The organism is Streptomyces sp. H39-S7, from assembly GCF_027158205.1.
In the GTDB taxonomy this organism is placed as follows: Bacteria; Actinomycetota; Actinomycetes; order Streptomycetales; family Streptomycetaceae; genus Actinacidiphila.
Genome location: NZ_JAPVLU010000027.1, coordinates 81,877 through 96,817, shown reverse-complemented (window position 1 = coordinate 96,817; position 14,941 = coordinate 81,877). Strand labels below are relative to the sequence as shown.

General features: G+C 68.3%; 18 protein-coding genes. 17 read left to right on the top strand and 1 reads right to left on the bottom strand.

Annotated features, from left to right (window positions below; translation table 11 throughout):
• The first annotated feature begins 22 nt into the window (after positions 1-22).
• From O3X23_RS44275 to O3X23_RS25355, 10 genes are all read left to right on the top strand, one after another.
• On the top strand, positions 23-925 hold the full coding sequence (locus O3X23_RS44275; protein ID WP_443047970.1) for a DNA cytosine methyltransferase: 903 nt from the start codon (positions 23-25) through the stop codon (positions 923-925).
• Between the two features lie 151 nt (positions 926-1,076).
• Positions 1,077-1,688: a DUF4913 domain-containing protein gene (locus O3X23_RS25395; RefSeq protein WP_269273858.1), complete on the top strand. Its 612-nt coding sequence runs from the start codon at positions 1,077-1,079 to the stop codon at positions 1,686-1,688.
• Positions 1,685-2,440: a glycosyl hydrolase gene (locus O3X23_RS25390; protein WP_269273857.1), complete on the top strand. Its 756-nt coding sequence runs from the start codon at positions 1,685-1,687 to the stop codon at positions 2,438-2,440. Before O3X23_RS25395 ends, O3X23_RS25390 begins: the two co-directional genes overlap by 4 nt.
• Positions 2,437-2,925 carry a hypothetical protein gene (locus tag O3X23_RS25385; RefSeq protein WP_269273856.1) on the top strand — a complete coding sequence of 163 codons (489 nt, stop codon included), beginning with the start codon at positions 2,437-2,439 and terminating at the stop codon, positions 2,923-2,925. The genes O3X23_RS25390 and O3X23_RS25385 overlap by 4 nt, the downstream gene beginning before the upstream one ends.
• Positions 2,922-3,590 (top strand): hypothetical protein, encoded by a 669-nt coding sequence (locus O3X23_RS25380; protein ID WP_269273855.1) that lies wholly within the window; start codon positions 2,922-2,924, stop codon positions 3,588-3,590. The genes O3X23_RS25385 and O3X23_RS25380 overlap by 4 nt, the downstream gene beginning before the upstream one ends.
• The gene (locus tag O3X23_RS25375) at positions 3,587-4,402 is read left to right on the top strand and encodes a hypothetical protein (protein ID WP_269273854.1); all 816 of its coding nucleotides are present in this window, start codon (positions 3,587-3,589) and stop codon (positions 4,400-4,402) included. The genes O3X23_RS25380 and O3X23_RS25375 overlap by 4 nt, the downstream gene beginning before the upstream one ends.
• 132 nt (positions 4,403-4,534) lie before the next feature.
• Positions 4,535-5,383 carry a DUF317 domain-containing protein gene (locus O3X23_RS25370; RefSeq protein WP_269273883.1) on the top strand — a complete coding sequence of 283 codons (849 nt, stop codon included), beginning with the start codon at positions 4,535-4,537 and terminating at the stop codon, positions 5,381-5,383.
• 22 nt (positions 5,384-5,405) lie between these two features.
• Complete coding sequence (locus O3X23_RS25365; RefSeq protein ID WP_269273853.1) at positions 5,406-6,242, top strand: DUF317 domain-containing protein; 837 nt, start codon at positions 5,406-5,408, stop codon at positions 6,240-6,242.
• Between the two features lie 85 nt (positions 6,243-6,327).
• The gene (locus O3X23_RS25360; protein ID WP_269273852.1) at positions 6,328-7,446 is read left to right on the top strand and encodes an IS630 family transposase; all 1,119 of its coding nucleotides are present in this window, start codon (positions 6,328-6,330) and stop codon (positions 7,444-7,446) included.
• A 122-nt stretch (positions 7,447-7,568) separates the two neighbouring features.
• On the top strand, positions 7,569-8,054 hold the full coding sequence (locus tag O3X23_RS25355) for a hypothetical protein (RefSeq protein WP_269273851.1): 486 nt from the start codon (positions 7,569-7,571) through the stop codon (positions 8,052-8,054).
• Positions 8,055-8,061: 7 nt separating this feature from the next.
• Here O3X23_RS25355 and O3X23_RS25350 read toward each other — a convergent pair whose 3' ends face one another.
• Positions 8,062-8,334 carry a hypothetical protein gene (locus O3X23_RS25350; protein ID WP_269273850.1) on the bottom strand — a complete coding sequence of 91 codons (273 nt, stop codon included), beginning with the start codon at positions 8,332-8,334 and terminating at the stop codon, positions 8,062-8,064.
• Between the two features lie 207 nt (positions 8,335-8,541).
• Between O3X23_RS25350 and O3X23_RS25345 the strand changes: the two genes are divergently transcribed.
• From O3X23_RS25345 to O3X23_RS25315, 7 genes are all read left to right on the top strand, one after another.
• A complete protein-coding gene (locus tag O3X23_RS25345) occupies positions 8,542-8,889 on the top strand; it encodes a DUF317 domain-containing protein (protein ID WP_269273849.1) in 348 nt (115 codons plus the stop codon).
• A 118-nt stretch (positions 8,890-9,007) separates the two neighbouring features.
• On the top strand, positions 9,008-9,379 hold the full coding sequence (locus O3X23_RS25340) for a winged helix-turn-helix domain-containing protein (protein ID WP_269273848.1): 372 nt from the start codon (positions 9,008-9,010) through the stop codon (positions 9,377-9,379).
• Between the two features lie 78 nt (positions 9,380-9,457).
• Positions 9,458-9,727 carry a hypothetical protein gene (locus O3X23_RS25335; RefSeq protein WP_269273847.1) on the top strand — a complete coding sequence of 90 codons (270 nt, stop codon included), beginning with the start codon at positions 9,458-9,460 and terminating at the stop codon, positions 9,725-9,727.
• 44 nt (positions 9,728-9,771) lie between these two features.
• Complete coding sequence (locus tag O3X23_RS25330; RefSeq protein WP_269273846.1) at positions 9,772-9,984, top strand: hypothetical protein; 213 nt, start codon at positions 9,772-9,774, stop codon at positions 9,982-9,984.
• Between the two features lie 87 nt (positions 9,985-10,071).
• Positions 10,072-10,401, top strand: a complete 330-nt coding sequence (locus O3X23_RS25325) for an esterase (RefSeq protein ID WP_269273845.1) — start codon at positions 10,072-10,074, stop codon at positions 10,399-10,401.
• Between the two features lie 704 nt (positions 10,402-11,105).
• Complete coding sequence (locus O3X23_RS25320; protein ID WP_269273844.1) at positions 11,106-13,097, top strand: ATP-dependent nuclease; 1,992 nt, start codon at positions 11,106-11,108, stop codon at positions 13,095-13,097.
• A complete protein-coding gene (locus tag O3X23_RS25315; RefSeq protein WP_269273843.1) occupies positions 13,081-14,940 on the top strand; it encodes an ATP-dependent helicase in 1,860 nt (619 codons plus the stop codon). Before O3X23_RS25320 ends, O3X23_RS25315 begins: the two co-directional genes overlap by 17 nt.
• Position 14,941: the final 1 nt, after the last annotated feature.

The following is a 14,941-nucleotide window of genomic DNA, read 5'->3' as shown; positions in this document are numbered from 1 at the left end:
CAATGCCCACACCCGCTCCGGGCTGTGGCTGCACGTCGCGCGTGCGGTCGAAGCCCTCCGCCCCTGCCTGGTGGTGATCGAGAATGTCCGCGGCCTCCTCACCTCGCCCGCCGGTTCCCCTGGCGACGTGGAATTCTGCCCGTGGTGTCTGGGAGACACCGCAGGCCAGCCTCCTTTGCGAGCACTCGGTGCCGTACTCGGCTCCCTGGCCGACCTCCGGTACGACGCGCGATGGCTCGTGCTTCGCGCCTCCGACGTCGGAGCCCCGCACCGCCTCGAGCGGGCCTTCCTCGCCGCCTGGCCCACCGAAAGCCCTGCTCAAGACCCCGACGAGCAACATCGGCACCAACGGCGGCTCGCAGCACCCGACGAAGCGCAAACAGGGCGGGCACGGGCCGAACCTGGCCGCCGAGGTGGAGTGGCTGTTGCTGCCGACCCCAAAGGCATCGGACGGGATCAAGGGCTCGCCGAACCAGCGGCACGGCAACGGCGACCTGACGCTCCCCTCCGCAGCAGCCTCTCTGCTCCCGACCACGAAGACGCGCGGCACAGGCAGCTCTGGACACCGCCCAACCACGAGCAGGAACGCGACCCTGACCTCAGTGCCCCTGCCTCTCTGGGAGGAGCCTGCACCGGAGGCCGGGCAAGCGACAGGCAGTGGGGTCCGTATTCCGCCGCCATCACCCGATGGGAGAACCTCACCCGTCCCGCACCGGCGCCCACCGACGCGGCAGGCCGCCTGCGCGCGGACTTCGTGGAGTGGATGCAGGGCCTTCCGGCGGGCTGGGTGACCGAGACCCCCGGGCTGGGCCGCCCCGCCCAACTGACCGCTCTCGGCAACGGCGTTGTTCCGCAACAGGCGACCCGGGCCGTCCAGTTGCTGGCAGCTCCGATCCCCCGCTGCCCTCGGTGCAGCACGCCGTAACGGCTTCTACCGCCGTTTCCCGGTCTCACCAAATCCCGGAATCTCCGGATCCTCATTCCCACGCCACCCCCTCTCGGATCGGAGTCCTGACGTGACCTGCAGAAGAGCCCCGAGAGCCCCGCCCTGACCACTCCCAGCCCTTGGAACCGCCATGTCAGAACCCGTCCACGCCACCCCCGAACCCGAACCCTTCCGCGCTCCCGAACCCTTCCGGGTCCCCGACGAGGACCTCGACGACCTCGCCAGCGCCCTGGCCAAGACCATGGCCGAGGTCCGCCAGCACGGTGTCACCCTCGAACGCCTCGACGCCGAGGCCGGCGCCCCCACACCCATCAGCGATGCCCCAGGAGTAGCGACCGGCGACGTCGTCACGCTCGACGCTCCCGCCTCGGTGTTCATCCTCGCCCTGGGCGGTGACGCACACGCCGTCGAACTGGCGGCGCTCAGCAACTGGGTGAACCACCTGCTGCTGCCGGTCTACGGCCGAGAGATCAGCACGACCCGCCCCTGGTGCGAGCAGTGGCACGAACACATTGAGGCCGTCGCCCGGCTACACGCACTGTGGCTCGCTTGGCAGCAGCTCACCGACGCCGAAGCGGGCCTGTCCGGCCCCTCGACGTGGCACCGCGACCACCTCGACCAGGCCCTGGCCCACCTACGGGCCCCCGACGGTCCGTTCGCCGCCTGCACCACCAGCCCGACCCGACCCAATCACCGGCTGCTGACCACCCCGGCGCCCCAGCTGGAAGAGGCCACCGCATGAACAGGGACACCGATTTCGGCCTCGCTGCCTTCCATCCCGCCGACCCCGAGTCCGCACGCAGCAGGAACCTTCTGTTGGCTTCGGACCTGACGGTTCTAGCAGAGCACCACATCGACGGGGCCCGTTCGCAGAGCTTTCTCGTGGCTCATGACGGCTCGGTGACGTGGGGGGTGCCCGGCGAACCGCAGCTCGTCGCGATCAAGATCGAGCGGGACCTCGACGAGCGGACGTACACCTTCCAGACCGCCAGCCACGCCTGCGTCCCCTTCGCGCAGAAGTGGCTGATCGAGCGCGGCTGCCCGCCCGATTCGATCGGGCAGGGCGATGGCTTCCTGGCACCGGCCGATGGCCTCACCGTTCGCATCGAGGAGCAGATCCGCGCCTCGGCGGACCGCTACGAGATTCTCGACTCCCAGTGCTGGGATGGCCCCTGCGAGTCATGGACCCTGGTCCACGACTCCGGTGCGACCCAGGCGCCGATCCGGGTCTTCCTCGACACGGGGGACCTGACCACCAACACCTACACGATGCGCGAAGGCGCCTTCAACGACCCACAGGCCGCCCGGGACTGGCTGGATGAGCGCGACGGGCCGCTACCGGAGCCGCCCGAATACCGCGGCGACGCGGCGGCCCTGCGCGCGAGTGCCGCGCTGTCCCGCTCCACCGGACCCGTCATGGACCCGCAGGCCGGCCTCACCACAGGCACCACGCCGCCCGCAGGTTCGCGTCCGGCTCCGGGCAGGTCGCTGTGAGCCGCGCCCGCCTTGCCTTCGCCGCGCACCCCGACGCCATCGCCGACCTGCGCGAACTGCCCGCTCCGATCCGGGACCAGGCACTGCTGCACCTGCAGGACCTGGTCCACGGGGAGCGGGTCGCGAAACGGCTGGAAGGACGCCTCGACGGCTTCCACAAGGTCTACCTCGGCACCGGCACCACGTTCGCCACCCACCGGCTGGTGGTCCAGTTCCGGCCCGCGCCCCCTGACTCAGAGCATGCCCGCGAGGTGTACCTGGTCGCGGCCGGAGCCCGCAAGGACTACGCGGTCTACCGCACCGCCCAGTTCCGCACCGGCCTCGCGCAGAACGACGAGACCTCTCTGGCGGTCCAGGCCCGTGTTCACGCTGCCCGCTCCCGTTCCCCCCATGCGGACGCGCTCACCTCCAGGACCGCGCCCGCGATCCCAGCTGCAGCCAGCACGGCTGCTCCCACCGACTCTCGAAAGGCGTTGCTGCGATGACTGCCGTCCACACCCCGGTGGCTCGTACTGAGCTGGCTGGTCTTCTCACCGAGGCCGCGCGCAGTGTCTCCGGGATTCTGCTGACCGAGTACCCCACCCCACCCAGCCGCTCCTACCTCCACCCCGTCCTGGGAATGCTGTCTGCCGGCCCCCAGGTGGTCGGCGAGCTGACCGACCGGCTCGAAGGGTTCCTCGCCGAACCCCTCCCCGCCAGCAGCGCCGGTCTGTTCGCCCTGGCCTCCTACGCCTCCGCACTGGGCTGGCTGACGGAATCCCTCGCCGAGCTGACGGCCAGCGTCGACCAGATCTGCACCCACGTGGGCATCCCCACCACTCCACCGAACCCTGCACTGCCGACAGTCCCGCCTCAAGAACGGCACGGGGACGCGTTCGACTTCGGGTTCAGCGCGCTGGAACTGGCCGCCATCCGTACCGCCGCCGACGAGGCCGGGCTGCCCTCCGAGGAGTACGTCCAGGTGCTGTCCCAGTCGCTGCTGGCCGCCGCCCGCATCACCGACGCCTGCCTGGAGATCGCCAGCGGCCTAGATCAGGACGCCCAGTACGTGCTGGGACAAGCCACCAACCATGCCTGGATCGGCGAGGAGCCCGACAGCCTGCCCACCTTGGTCCGCTCCCTGCTCGCCCGCATGGGGGCAGTCACATGAGCCCCCACGACCCTTCCGAACGGCCCGGCACGCGCCTCGTCGCCGAGGCGTTCGGGGTCGAGGACCCCTGGGCCCTGAGCGACGGCCACCCGCTGCGCGACCCGCTCGATCTCGTCGGCAGGATGGTCGCCGCAGCCGCCCAGGATGTCGACCAACTGCACGCAGAACTGACCCGCACAGCGCGGTCCTGGATCGAACTCCTCGAACCGCTCGCCCGGGGCGAAGGCGCCGATATGCGCGGCTGCGACGGCCTTCTGCGCACCACGGGCCCCCAGATCGAGCTGCTCGTCGCACGTCGGGGAGCCGCCTACGAACACCTCCGCCGCGCCCTGACCACCTACCAGCGCCTGCTGCCGGGGCAGAACGCAACCCTGCCCGGTCCGCCACAGGTCCTGGAGCACGCCGCCGAGCGGGAGCAGGGCCGGGACTACGGCTGGACCCTTACGGAAGGTCGCCAGTTCGCAGCCTTGGAGGCAGTCGAAGCGGGCGGCCTGCGGTTCCACCAAAGCGCCCTGCACGACAACGACCTCTACCTCTCTGACGGGACCGGCGGCCGGCCGAAGGTCTGGGTCGAGACAACGCAACGGTTGGTTGCAGACGGGCTGCTGGCCAAGGACACCAGCACATCGCCGTATCAGGGGCAGCTCCTATCCCTCACAGCAGAAGGCGAGGCGGCCCTCCAAGAGGGGCGGTCTGCGGCTCCGCGCGTATCCGCCGCCCTCAGCCGCAGCCACCAAGGAGCGGCTCTGGGAGCCAGCGACCCTGCGCCGGCCTCCATCACCGCTCGGTCCGCCCCAGGTCTCGGCCGGTGACCGGCATGGCTTCCCCGGACAGATCCGCAGCCCCTCTCCCGTCCCCTCCGGGCCCGCGCGCCGCACCCAAGGCTGACCACGCCGCGCGGGCCCGCTCCCCGCCGCCTCCTCCAGGAGTTGTTCCTCGTGTCCATGACCACGTCCGCTCCGGGCACCCTCGCCCCCGACGCCGTTCTGCGGGTCCGCCCCGTCTACCTCGCAGGTCGCGGAGACACCGCACAGATCTACGTCACCCTGTCCACGCACGGTTGGGCCGCAGCAGCCACTGACAGCGGCCAGATGTTCACCAGCCCACACCAGAACGCCCAGATCGCCCGCCTGCCGGATGGCAGTTATGACGAGTGGAAGGCCGTGGAGTACCGCGAGCCGCTCGGCATACCGCTCTGGTCGGCGTCCTTCACCCGCAGTACCCCGCCCGAGATCACTGCCGCCTTCACCGTGGCCCTCGCCAAGGGGCTGCCCAGTCTTCATCACGACTTCCTGGCCGGCGGCCCCCATTACCAGTCACCGAACAGCCCCGCCCACGTGCTGGCGGCCTGCGGATGGGAGACCACCGACACCGCCCAGCACCTGTACCAGAACTCCCCCGACGGACACGCCTCGTTCGCCCTGCGCAAGAACCATCTCGACCCGTACACCGAATTCGAAGGGCCCGAGCATGCCCTGTGGTCGATATGCGGCGGTGTCGACCAGGCAGACGATGAGAGCTGGCATGCCGCTTTCACCAGCGCCACTCCCCTGCACCTGGTGCGGGCAACCGTAGTCGCCCTCACCAGCACAGAACCGGTCGAACGCACCAGGGGTGAGATCCCCGATCGCCACCTGCCGTACGTCGATATCCAGTCCGTCGATGAGGCACCCGACCCGCGGCGGTCAGCCGCCCTGGCTCGCACCCCGAACGCCCCAGGGCCCCGCGTGGTCGATCTCGCAGCCTCAGCCGCCGCGAATCCGCACCGGCCCGCACCGTCACGCCGCCGCTGACCACGCCCTTTACGGAGATGTCATGTCTGATCAGCAGGACTCTGATCGGTGGCGCAAATACCACGTCACCCCCCGCTACCTCGCCGGATCGACCTTCACCGGTGATCCCGCCCTGCGGCCCCTACTCGACCTGGATTGGAAGCTGAATCACGACGATCTGGGCAACATGTATGTCAACGCCCCAGACCAGACCGTCCGCCTGGGTTACCTGCCCGAAGGCGACGATGACGCCCTGTGGAAGATCACGGCGTTCTCCGATCCCTTCGCGATGCCGCGCTGGTTGGTCACCTTCCAGGACAGCACCCCGACCGAGATCGTCGCCGGTTTCACCACCGCGCTCGCCGCCGCCTACACCGAGGGACCTGACGCCTACCTCTACTACGGCAACAGCACGCTGGCCGCGCTCGATGTGGGTACACCGCTGGCAGCGGCAGGCTGGAGCCACCATTTCGGCACGAGCGACGTCTCCTTCCGCTCCCCGGACGGCTTGGCGGCGGTGCACCTACGCCGCAATTACCTCGACCACAAAGCCGAGATGACCGGTCACCAAGAGCGGTGGCTCACCTTGGTTGGTCCGCGCGGCAACCAGTGGTACGCCACCGCCTCCTCCCTCACCCCGGAGGGCCTGGTGGCCGCGATGAACACCGCGCTGACCGACCCCGCCCCGGTCATCCGCTACGGCGACGATCTGCGCCGGCTTCCCCCACAGGCCACCGCAACGGCGATCAAAGCTCCGGCACCGACTCCCTTGGACGTCCGACGCGCCCAGGCCGCCAACGCCCGCTCCACCACGGCTCCTCCAGCTGCCGGTGCGCGCGCCGCTAGTGCGTTGTCCACGAACGTTCGCCGGGCCTGGTGATCCGTGAATGATTTTTGGGGTGTTGGGGCCTGGCGGTGGCACTGTGGTGGCAACGGGTTGTCATCGAGGGTGAGTGAGGTGCCTCATGGCTGAGCGGGTTCGAGCACGACGGTTAACTGATCAAGAGGGTCAGAAACTGCAGCAGTTGGTCCGACGGGGCCGCCACGAGTCGGTGCGGGTCCGTCGGGCACTGATCATCATGGCGTCGGCGTCGGGCACCACCGTGCCGGCGATCGCACACTTGGTCGCCGCGCACGAAGACACCGTGCGGGATGTGATCCACGCCTTCAATGACAAGGGCTTGGCCGCCCTGGACCCTCAGTGGGCGGGAGGCCGTCCCCGCCTGATCAGCGATGACCAACGCACCTTCATCATCGCGACGGCCACAACCCGCCCACTCACCCTGGGCTGTCCCTTCACACACTGGAGTCTGCGCAAGCTCACCGACTACCTAGCCCGCAACCGAATCAAGACGGTGAAGGTCGGCCGGGAACGACTCCGGCAGATCCTGCACGAGCACCACATCTCCTTCCAGCGCACCCGCACCTGGAAAGAGTCCACGGACCCCGACAAAGAATGCAAACTCGACCGTATCGAGCACGTGACCAGCCACTTCCCGCACCGCTGCTTCGCCTTCGACCAGTTCGGCCCGTTGTCGATCCGTCCCTGCCACGGCTCCAGCTGGGCCGGGGAGAAGAAACCGGACCGGCTGCCGGCCACCTACCACCGAACCCACGGCATCCGGTACTTCCACGGCTGTTACTCCCTCGGCGACGACCAACTGTGGGGCGTCACCCGACGCCGCAAAGGCGGTGACCACAGCCTGTCCGCACTGAAGTCGATCCGCGCCGCCCGACCCGACAGCGCCCCCATATACGTGATCATGGACAACCTGTCCGCGAACAAGACCCCGACCATCCGCACCTGGGCGCAAAGGAACAACGTCGAGCTGTGCCTGACACCGACCAGCGCGTCGTGGGCCAACCCGATCGAGGCCCAATTCGGCCCCTTACGCAACTTCGTCATGGCCGGCTCCAACCACCCCAACCACACCGTGCTCGCCCAAAGACTCCAGAGCTACCTGCGGTGGCGCAACCTCAACGCCCGCCATCCAGACGTCCTGGCCGCCCAACGCCGAGAACGCGCCAAAGTCCGCAGCGAACGCCAACAACGCTGGGGCCGACCACGACCCAAAGCCGCCTAATCACACCCGGCCAACGTTCCTGGACAACGCACTAGCCCCGCCTCCTACGTACCCAGCACTCTCCCGGTCTCGCGTCCGGGACACCGCCGCTGACCCACTCTCCCCTCACTCCGGAGCCAGCCATGTCCGATGCCACTGCCCTCGACCAGGCCGACGCGATGATCGAGAAAGCCTGGGACCACCCCATCGACGAGTTGGAAGCCCTCGCCGTGCGCCGCCCCGTGCAGGACCCGCTCTTGCGCGCGGTGATGCGGATCCGCTGTTCGCTCGTCATTTCCGACAACGCCGTCGCCGTCCAGCAGGACCGACTGCACGCCCTGACCCAGCCTGGCCAGGTGCCGGCCTACTTCGACCTGGGGCGGATCACCAGCTCGGCGGTGGACTTGCGGGTCGCCCAGGCCGAATGCCGCACCGGCCTGCAGGCGATCAGCTATGTGATCGACGCCCGAGAATCCGCCGCGACCGCGGACCGAACACCGGTGGCCCGGCTGGCCCAGGCCGCCGTCGCCCGCTCCACGCACGCACCGCACGCCTTGAGCCAATCCCCCGCGCGGGAGGCCCCGTCTGCCGTTACCGGCCCAACCGTCGCCCCGGCCGTGCCGCACTGATAGTGGTCTAGTCGCTGTCCTCGTCGCGGCGGGGATCCAGAACCTGCGAGCCCGCCGCACGAGCCAGCTCCTCCACCGTCATCTCCACACGCCGTCCATCCGCCGCTCGGATCTGCACGGCCATGTCGTCATCGCGCCCGGCGTCAGCGGCGGTGGTCGTGCTCACCGCCCACTGGCCGTCGGCGACCATCGCGATGTCGCCGACCGTCCACGCCCGCCCGGCGCTGCGGATCTTGCGCTCCAGCGCGGCCCCGTCCCAGTGTCTGCTCGGCTCCCTCACGGCTTCCCCCTTCGCTCCCTACGGTCGTGCGCCGCAGCTTCATAGCGACAACCGGCCGCGCCAATCCATTCCCCCTCTCGGCCTCCGGCGGGCAGTTCGCCCACGGCAGACATCCAACCTCGGCAATGGACTACGTACTTCGGCACACAGCATGTCAACGTACGGATGTCGGAAAAAACCGCAGGTCAACGAAGGGATCGTCTAGTCGTGAACGTCTCCAGCACCCTCCTGCCCGCTGTCGTTCGCCCCGCTGTGGAGGAGCGCGCTTGGCTCTCCTGCGACCACTGCGCGGGCCCGGTGCTCGAACTGGTCGGCGCGCTCGGCTGGACGATCGTCGACACCCCGGAGGCCAACGTGCACTGCACCAGCCCGGACGGCCGCGTCTACGTCGGCTGGCTCCCCGAGGACACCACCGCTTGGAAGCGGAACATCGTCTGGCAGGTCCGGGTGGTCCCCACCGACGCCGCGCCCTGGCTTCAGGAGTTCGGTCCCTACACCCCCTCCGAGGCCGTCGCCGGGTTCATCGCCGCCCTCGTCGCCAACCCCTCCCGCTGAACCGCCCGGCAAGCAAGCCACCACAACCGGCTCGCCTGCCCTGTTCACCTGCCCCTGACCGGCACCGCCGTCCGGCCGGACGGCCCCTTCCACTCATGCACCTGAAAGGTCACCGCTGATGACCCTCTACTCCGACGATCTCGTCAGGACCACGCACTGGATCGGCGGCTTGGCCATCGCCGCGTTCGGTGTCCACGAGGCCGTCACCGGCCCCGAGATGTTCTCGCGCGCCTTCACTCTGGCCTGCTGCGGTGCGGCGCTGGCCTACACCGCAAGCACCTTCCAGGACTACCTGCGCCGACGCGACACCCGGGTCGTCGCCCACCTCGCCAAGAACCCCGGCGCACGCCTCCCCCAGATCAGCAAGGCCACCGGTCTCAACGAGGAGCGTGTTGCCAGCTCCCTTCAACGTCTCGTCCTGGATGGCCTGGTGATCGTGGAGACCGGCGACACCACCCCGTTCGCCCGCTCCTACCGGCTGTCCTCCTGATCCCACCTTCCACCGGTCAGCCCGCCCTTCGGGCCGACCGGCCCCCATCCCCCTCGCCCCTCTCGGAAGCGATCCACGATGCACCGCGCTCCACTGACCTCCCACCACGCCGACAACTCCACCTGCCCGCCCGAACACAAGCACACCACCTCGGGCAAGCCACTCACACAGGGCTGCCCCGGCCGCGCCTACGCGCAGGCCCGCTGCTCGTGCGGCAACTGGCAGATGAAGGACGCCGGTAAGGGCTACGTCAACGAATCCCGTAGACGGCACCTGGCGAGCCACCCCAAGCCGACCCCGCCGGAGCCGAGGTTGCTCGGCGACCTCCTTCGCCTCGACACGCCCTGACGCCCCTACCGCGATCCGCGCTTTCCCCGTCACCGGAGGTTCCCGTGCCCCAGTACCTGACCGTCGGCCACCTGCTCCGCCAGCTCCAGGACCTCAACCCCGACCTGCTGGTCCGCCTCGCCGTCAACCCCGACTGGCCCTTCACCCACTACCTCGGCACCGACGTCATCGTCCGCGACGGCGTCGCGTTCATAGCCGAGGACGGCCAAGAGGACTACCTGCCCGCAACCGTCCGCGACGCCCTCGCCTGGACCTGACCCACCCCACCCGACAGGAGGCCCCTCATTCCGAACCGCTCACGACCTGCCGTAACGCTCCCCCTGCACACCGTTGCGCTGCGGCCTATGCCGGACGGTGCGGGAGGCGCGCTCGTCCAGCGCATCTCCGACCGCCCCGACGGACCACTCGACGTCTCCTGGCTCCCAGCCCCCGCTCCCCGACTCCCCCTCGGCCGCACCCGCCTGCGCTGGGAGCCCGCCTCCCGCACCGGCTGGAACATCACCGCTCACCTGGGCCTGGCCGCCATCGAAGTCCACCTCGCCTCCTGGCCCTCCGCCCCCGACGACTGGCCCCGCCTGATCCGCCCCACCCTTTACGAGGTGGCCGGTCTGTGCGTTGCCCTCTCCATCGCCACCTCCGCCCTCGACCTGTCCAACCACCTCGCCGAGCGCTGACCCCACCCGCAAAAGGCCGCCCCACACCGATCCTGGATTCAGGCATCGGCAGGGGCGGCCTTGCCGCATGCCCGCCGAACAGGCGATTGCGTACGCTCATCACCGACACCGCACCGGGAGGAGACCATGGCCGACGACCAGCACCTATGGGGCTACCCAGAGGTCGCCGCGCATTTGGGGATCAGCGTTCAGGCCGCCCGCAGCCGAAAAAGCCGGGGCAGCCTGCCCGAACCTGACGACACCACCATCCCGGACCGACCCAGATGGAGACCCTCCACCCTGCACAGCTGGACCCCTCTCGGCCGGGGATTCCGTAGCGACCTCCACACCTCCAGCTGACGAGCCCGTACGGCGTCCGGCTGACCGCTGAATCTCTACGAGGGCCACATTCAGGGCGAGGACGAGTGCCCCGGCTGCGACTTCCGAGGAGATCTCCCCAAGCGCGGCTGACCCGGCAACGATGTGCGCCACCGATGTGTAGGTGGCGCTCCTCATCACTTCACGATGCGCCCGGCGCACGTAGCTCCCCCCGTGGTGTGGGAGTCTGCGGAGACGGTGGTGCCGACACCTGGAACCCCGCGCTGGTGGCGGCTGTCCTTGCGGAGAATCTAGGTGAGATTGCGACCGTGGACCTGTACTCGGACCACATAGCTGTCTGGGATGCTGGTCTCTGCTGATCACGGCGGAGTCCACCGAGGGGACTAATGGGCCTGCACATCTCGCGCATCGAGATCCAGAACTTCCGCAACTTCCGCCACTTGGTCATCGACAACTTCCCCGCTCACGCGGTGATCGTGGGCGAGAACGGGGTGGGCAAGTCGAACCTGCTGGAAGCGATCCGGCTGGTCCTGGACCCATCGCTCCCAGACTCACGGCGCCAGCTGCGAGCCGAGGACATCTGGGAGGGACATCCCGCCGGCCTGGCCGGCGGTGCAGAGGTCACGGTCGTCGTCGAACTGCAGGGATACGACGACGACATCGACGCCAAGAGCGTGCTGGCTGGGGTGACCATCGATTTCAGCCCCTACACCGCACGGCTGACCTATCGTTTCGCACGCCGCACCGAGATCGAGGCCACGGCTCAGGACGTGAGGCCCGTCGATCGTCCGCTCACAGCGCAGGACTACGACTTCACGCTCTTCGGCGGCGAGAACGAGAGCACCGGGATCCGCACCATCCGCCGCGAGATCGCCTTGCGGGTGTTGCCCGCCCTGCGGGACGCCGAGGGGGACCTCCAGCAGTGGCGCCGCAGTCCTCTGCGGGACCTTCTTGAGCGCCTACCGCTGGATCCCGACAACCTGACTGACACCGCGACGGCGGTCGCCGCAGCCGTCGACCAGCTGACCAAAGACGCCAACGTTGCGAAGCTCGAGAAGCACCTGTCCGAACGGCTCACCGGCATGTTCGGCCCCCGCATGGCTGTCGAGCCCACCCTTGGCTTCGCCTCCACCAAGCCGGATGAACTCATCCGCTCGGTCCGTCTGTTCGTCGACTCGGCACGCCGCCGCGGCATCTCCGACACCAGCCTCGGCAGCGCCAACGTCATCTACCTCGGCCTTCTCTTGGAGGCCTTGAACCAGCAGCGCCGCGACGAGCAGTTCGTCGCCACGTTCGTCGCGATTGAGGAGCCAGAAGCCCACCTCCACGTCAGCCTGCAGCGCCAACTCTTCGGCTACCTGCTGCGCAGCGGAACGACCCTGACACTCACCACTCACAGCCCGCACATCGCCGCGGTCACGCCGATTCGCTCCTTCATCGTGCTGCGCGACACCGACCAGGGCACCGTAGGCGTCAGCACCGCAGGTTTGCCGGTCACCGACAAGGAGGCAGCGGACCTGGAGCGCTACATCGACGTCAGCCGCGCCGAGGTCCTCTTCGCCTCCGCGGTCATCTTCGTCGAAGGCTTGGCCGAGTTGTACGTACTGCCCGCCTTGGCCGCTGCCGCAGGATTCGATCTCAACGCCTATGGAGCCGTCGTAGCCAGCGTCCACGGCACCGACTTCAAGCCCTACCGGACGCTCCTCGGCCCACGGGGCCTGGACACCCCTCACGTGATCATTACCGACGGCGACGCAGCGCCGGATGCGCGTGGCACCCGCGAAGCTGGGCTCAAGCGGGGCGCGAAACTCGGCCTCTCTGTCGCCAGTCGAAGGGCTCTACGCACGTTGATCGATGAGCTGCCCGACATCGACGCGGGTGACTACGCCTCGCGCCGTACCCCGCTGGTCAGGAGACTTCGCACTCGTGGTGTCTTCGTCGGAGCTCAAACCCTTGAGACTGATCTCTGCGCCCTGTTCGGGCAACAAATCATCGCTGCCTTCCAGGAGCTGAGCAGTAACACCAAGGCGATCGCAGATGTCCGTGCCGGGGTTGCCAACGAACAGGCCTCCACCGTGGACAGCGGGGCTCGCAAGAAGATGCTCGACCGCATCTCAGACCTCGGCAAGGGCCGGTTCGCCCAGCGTCTCGCCGCCCACCTCGGCGCCACGGACCTACCCGCCCTAATTCGCCAGGCTGCGGGGATCACTGACCCGGCCGCGGCCGTGGACGAGATCGCGCTTGACCTTCTAGGATCCGCTTCCTACCTGTTCCTGGCCCTGAACGACATCTCTCACAAGGTCCGACACCAGCCGTTGTTCTCCGCGCGAGCAGATGACGGCGGCCAGCCGGAGGACCCGGATGCCGCAGGTCAGTGACGCGCTGCTCAACGAACTCAGGACCCTTCACCCCCAGCAGCGCACCGCCGTTCTCCACCCCGGGAACGTCGTCATGCGGGCCGGCCCCGGCAGCGGCAAGACCAAGACGCTCGTCGCCCGCGCCGCCTACCTGCTGGAGACACAGGTATCCGCGTTCCGCGCTGTCGCCTGCATCACCTATACCAACCCAGCCGCGGATGAAATTCGACGCCGGGTGCTCCGACGCGGTGGCCGGGCCGAGGGCCGCATTGTGTGCTCCACCGTGCACGCCTTCTGCCTGAACGAGATTCTGCGTCCCTTCACTGCCATCACCGGGGAGCCGGCGCCGCAGGCCGGCAATGTACTCGGCGAGGCCGCCTCCGAGACGCTCCTGCAGTACTGCTTCGACCAGATCGGCATCGCTGAAGTCCTCGCCCAGTACCGCACCGGCGAGAACACCCGGATCCGGCGAGCCATCGCCTGCAACGAACCGCTCGACGACTTCGACCCACGTGAGGTACAAGCAGCGCAGCTCTACGAGGCGAAGCTCTTGGAGCGCGGCCAGATCGACTTTGAGGCCATGGTGATCCGCGCTCTGGGCATCGTGCGTGAGCACAAATCCGTCCGCGACCTCCTACGAGCGCGCTTCCCCCACCTGATCGTTGACGAGTACCAGGACATGGGCGGTGTCCTCCACGCCCTCATCGTCGCCCTCCACGACCTCGCCGGCATCTGCGTGTTCGCTGTTGGAGACACAGACCAGTCCGTCTTCGGCTTCACCGGCGCGGACGCCAAATACCTCACCGCTCTCGCTGCTCGGACCGACTTCCTCGATGTCCCTCTTGAGGTCAACTACCGCAGCGCCCAAGAGATCATCGAAGCTGCTGAGGCAGCGCTCGGAGTCACACACAAGCGTCGTGCGCGGGAGGGAGCCCCGCCCGGCGATGTCCAGGCCTGGGGCGTGGAAGGTGGATTGGACAAGCATGCGAGCCAGACATGCGACCTTGTCCAGTCCGCCCTTCAGCAAGGCGTCCAGCCCGAGCGCATCGCCATCCTCTACCCCCGGCGCGGTCCGCTGCTCACCGAACTCCTCAACGAACTGACGCTACGCCAGCTGGATTTCCGCTTCGAGCGCGAGGACAAGCTACCCAAGGGCTCCCTGTCCCAATTCGTACAGCGATGCGCCAGCCGCACCGCGACGAACTACCAGATCCACAGCGCCTCCCGCACCGAGCAACGCAGCATGCTGAAGCGAGTAGAGGCCCCCACGCTTGCTGCTCTGGAACAGTTCCTCAAGGCGCTGCGCGAAGAAGCTCAACTTCCCCCGCCCGCATCCCGCCTGGCACTGCTGCGAGGCCTGCAGACCTGCCTCGACCCAGCCCCGCCCTACCCAGCGGATGGTCCAGCCGTCGAGTGGCTGGAACGGCTACGCGTCAGCCTGGAACTCGGCACGGTCGCCGAGACACACCCCGACGCGGACAATCGCGGCATGCTCGACGAGCTGACCGACCTGTGCCACCGCAAGGATTTCGCGCTGCAGGACCTGGCGCAGGGAGAGACCGTGCTTGGCAAGGTTCTCCTCACGACTTACCACGCTGCCAAAGGCCGGGAATTCGACACCGTGATCCTTCCCGGCCTCGTCAACGAGATTATTCCATTCAGCGTGAACGACCGGGGCACGTGGCGTCCCCCCAAGGAGAGGGAACTCGCAGAGCAGCGCCGGACGTTCTACGTCGCTGTTACCCGCGCGGAACGAGCCCTGCACGTGATCTACGGTCCCGGCCATCACACCAAGAACGGCTACTGGCGTTCCTCGGGCACGTCGGACTTCCTCGTGGAGATGGCTCAGCGCATGCCATCCTGAG

Coding starts and splice junctions, on each gene's coding strand:
- O3X23_RS25340 (WP_269273848.1), top strand. CDS start 9,008: ATGACCCTCTACTCCGACGATCTCGTCAGGACCACGCACTGGATCGGC.
- O3X23_RS25395 (WP_269273858.1), top strand. CDS start 1,077: ATGTCAGAACCCGTCCACGCCACCCCCGAACCCGAACCCTTCCGCGCT.
- O3X23_RS25315 (WP_269273843.1), top strand. CDS start 13,081: ATGCCGCAGGTCAGTGACGCGCTGCTCAACGAACTCAGGACCCTTCAC.
- O3X23_RS25360 (WP_269273852.1), top strand. CDS start 6,328: ATGGCTGAGCGGGTTCGAGCACGACGGTTAACTGATCAAGAGGGTCAG.
- O3X23_RS25320 (WP_269273844.1), top strand. CDS start 11,106: ATGGGCCTGCACATCTCGCGCATCGAGATCCAGAACTTCCGCAACTTC.
- O3X23_RS25375 (WP_269273854.1), top strand. CDS start 3,587: ATGAGCCCCCACGACCCTTCCGAACGGCCCGGCACGCGCCTCGTCGCC.
- O3X23_RS25355 (WP_269273851.1), top strand. CDS start 7,569: ATGTCCGATGCCACTGCCCTCGACCAGGCCGACGCGATGATCGAGAAA.
- O3X23_RS25365 (WP_269273853.1), top strand. CDS start 5,406: ATGTCTGATCAGCAGGACTCTGATCGGTGGCGCAAATACCACGTCACC.
- O3X23_RS25370 (WP_269273883.1), top strand. CDS start 4,535: ATGACCACGTCCGCTCCGGGCACCCTCGCCCCCGACGCCGTTCTGCGG.
- O3X23_RS25380 (WP_269273855.1), top strand. CDS start 2,922: ATGACTGCCGTCCACACCCCGGTGGCTCGTACTGAGCTGGCTGGTCTT.
- O3X23_RS25325 (WP_269273845.1), top strand. CDS start 10,072: ATGCCGGACGGTGCGGGAGGCGCGCTCGTCCAGCGCATCTCCGACCGC.
- O3X23_RS25335 (WP_269273847.1), top strand. CDS start 9,458: ATGCACCGCGCTCCACTGACCTCCCACCACGCCGACAACTCCACCTGC.
- O3X23_RS25390 (WP_269273857.1), top strand. CDS start 1,685: ATGAACAGGGACACCGATTTCGGCCTCGCTGCCTTCCATCCCGCCGAC.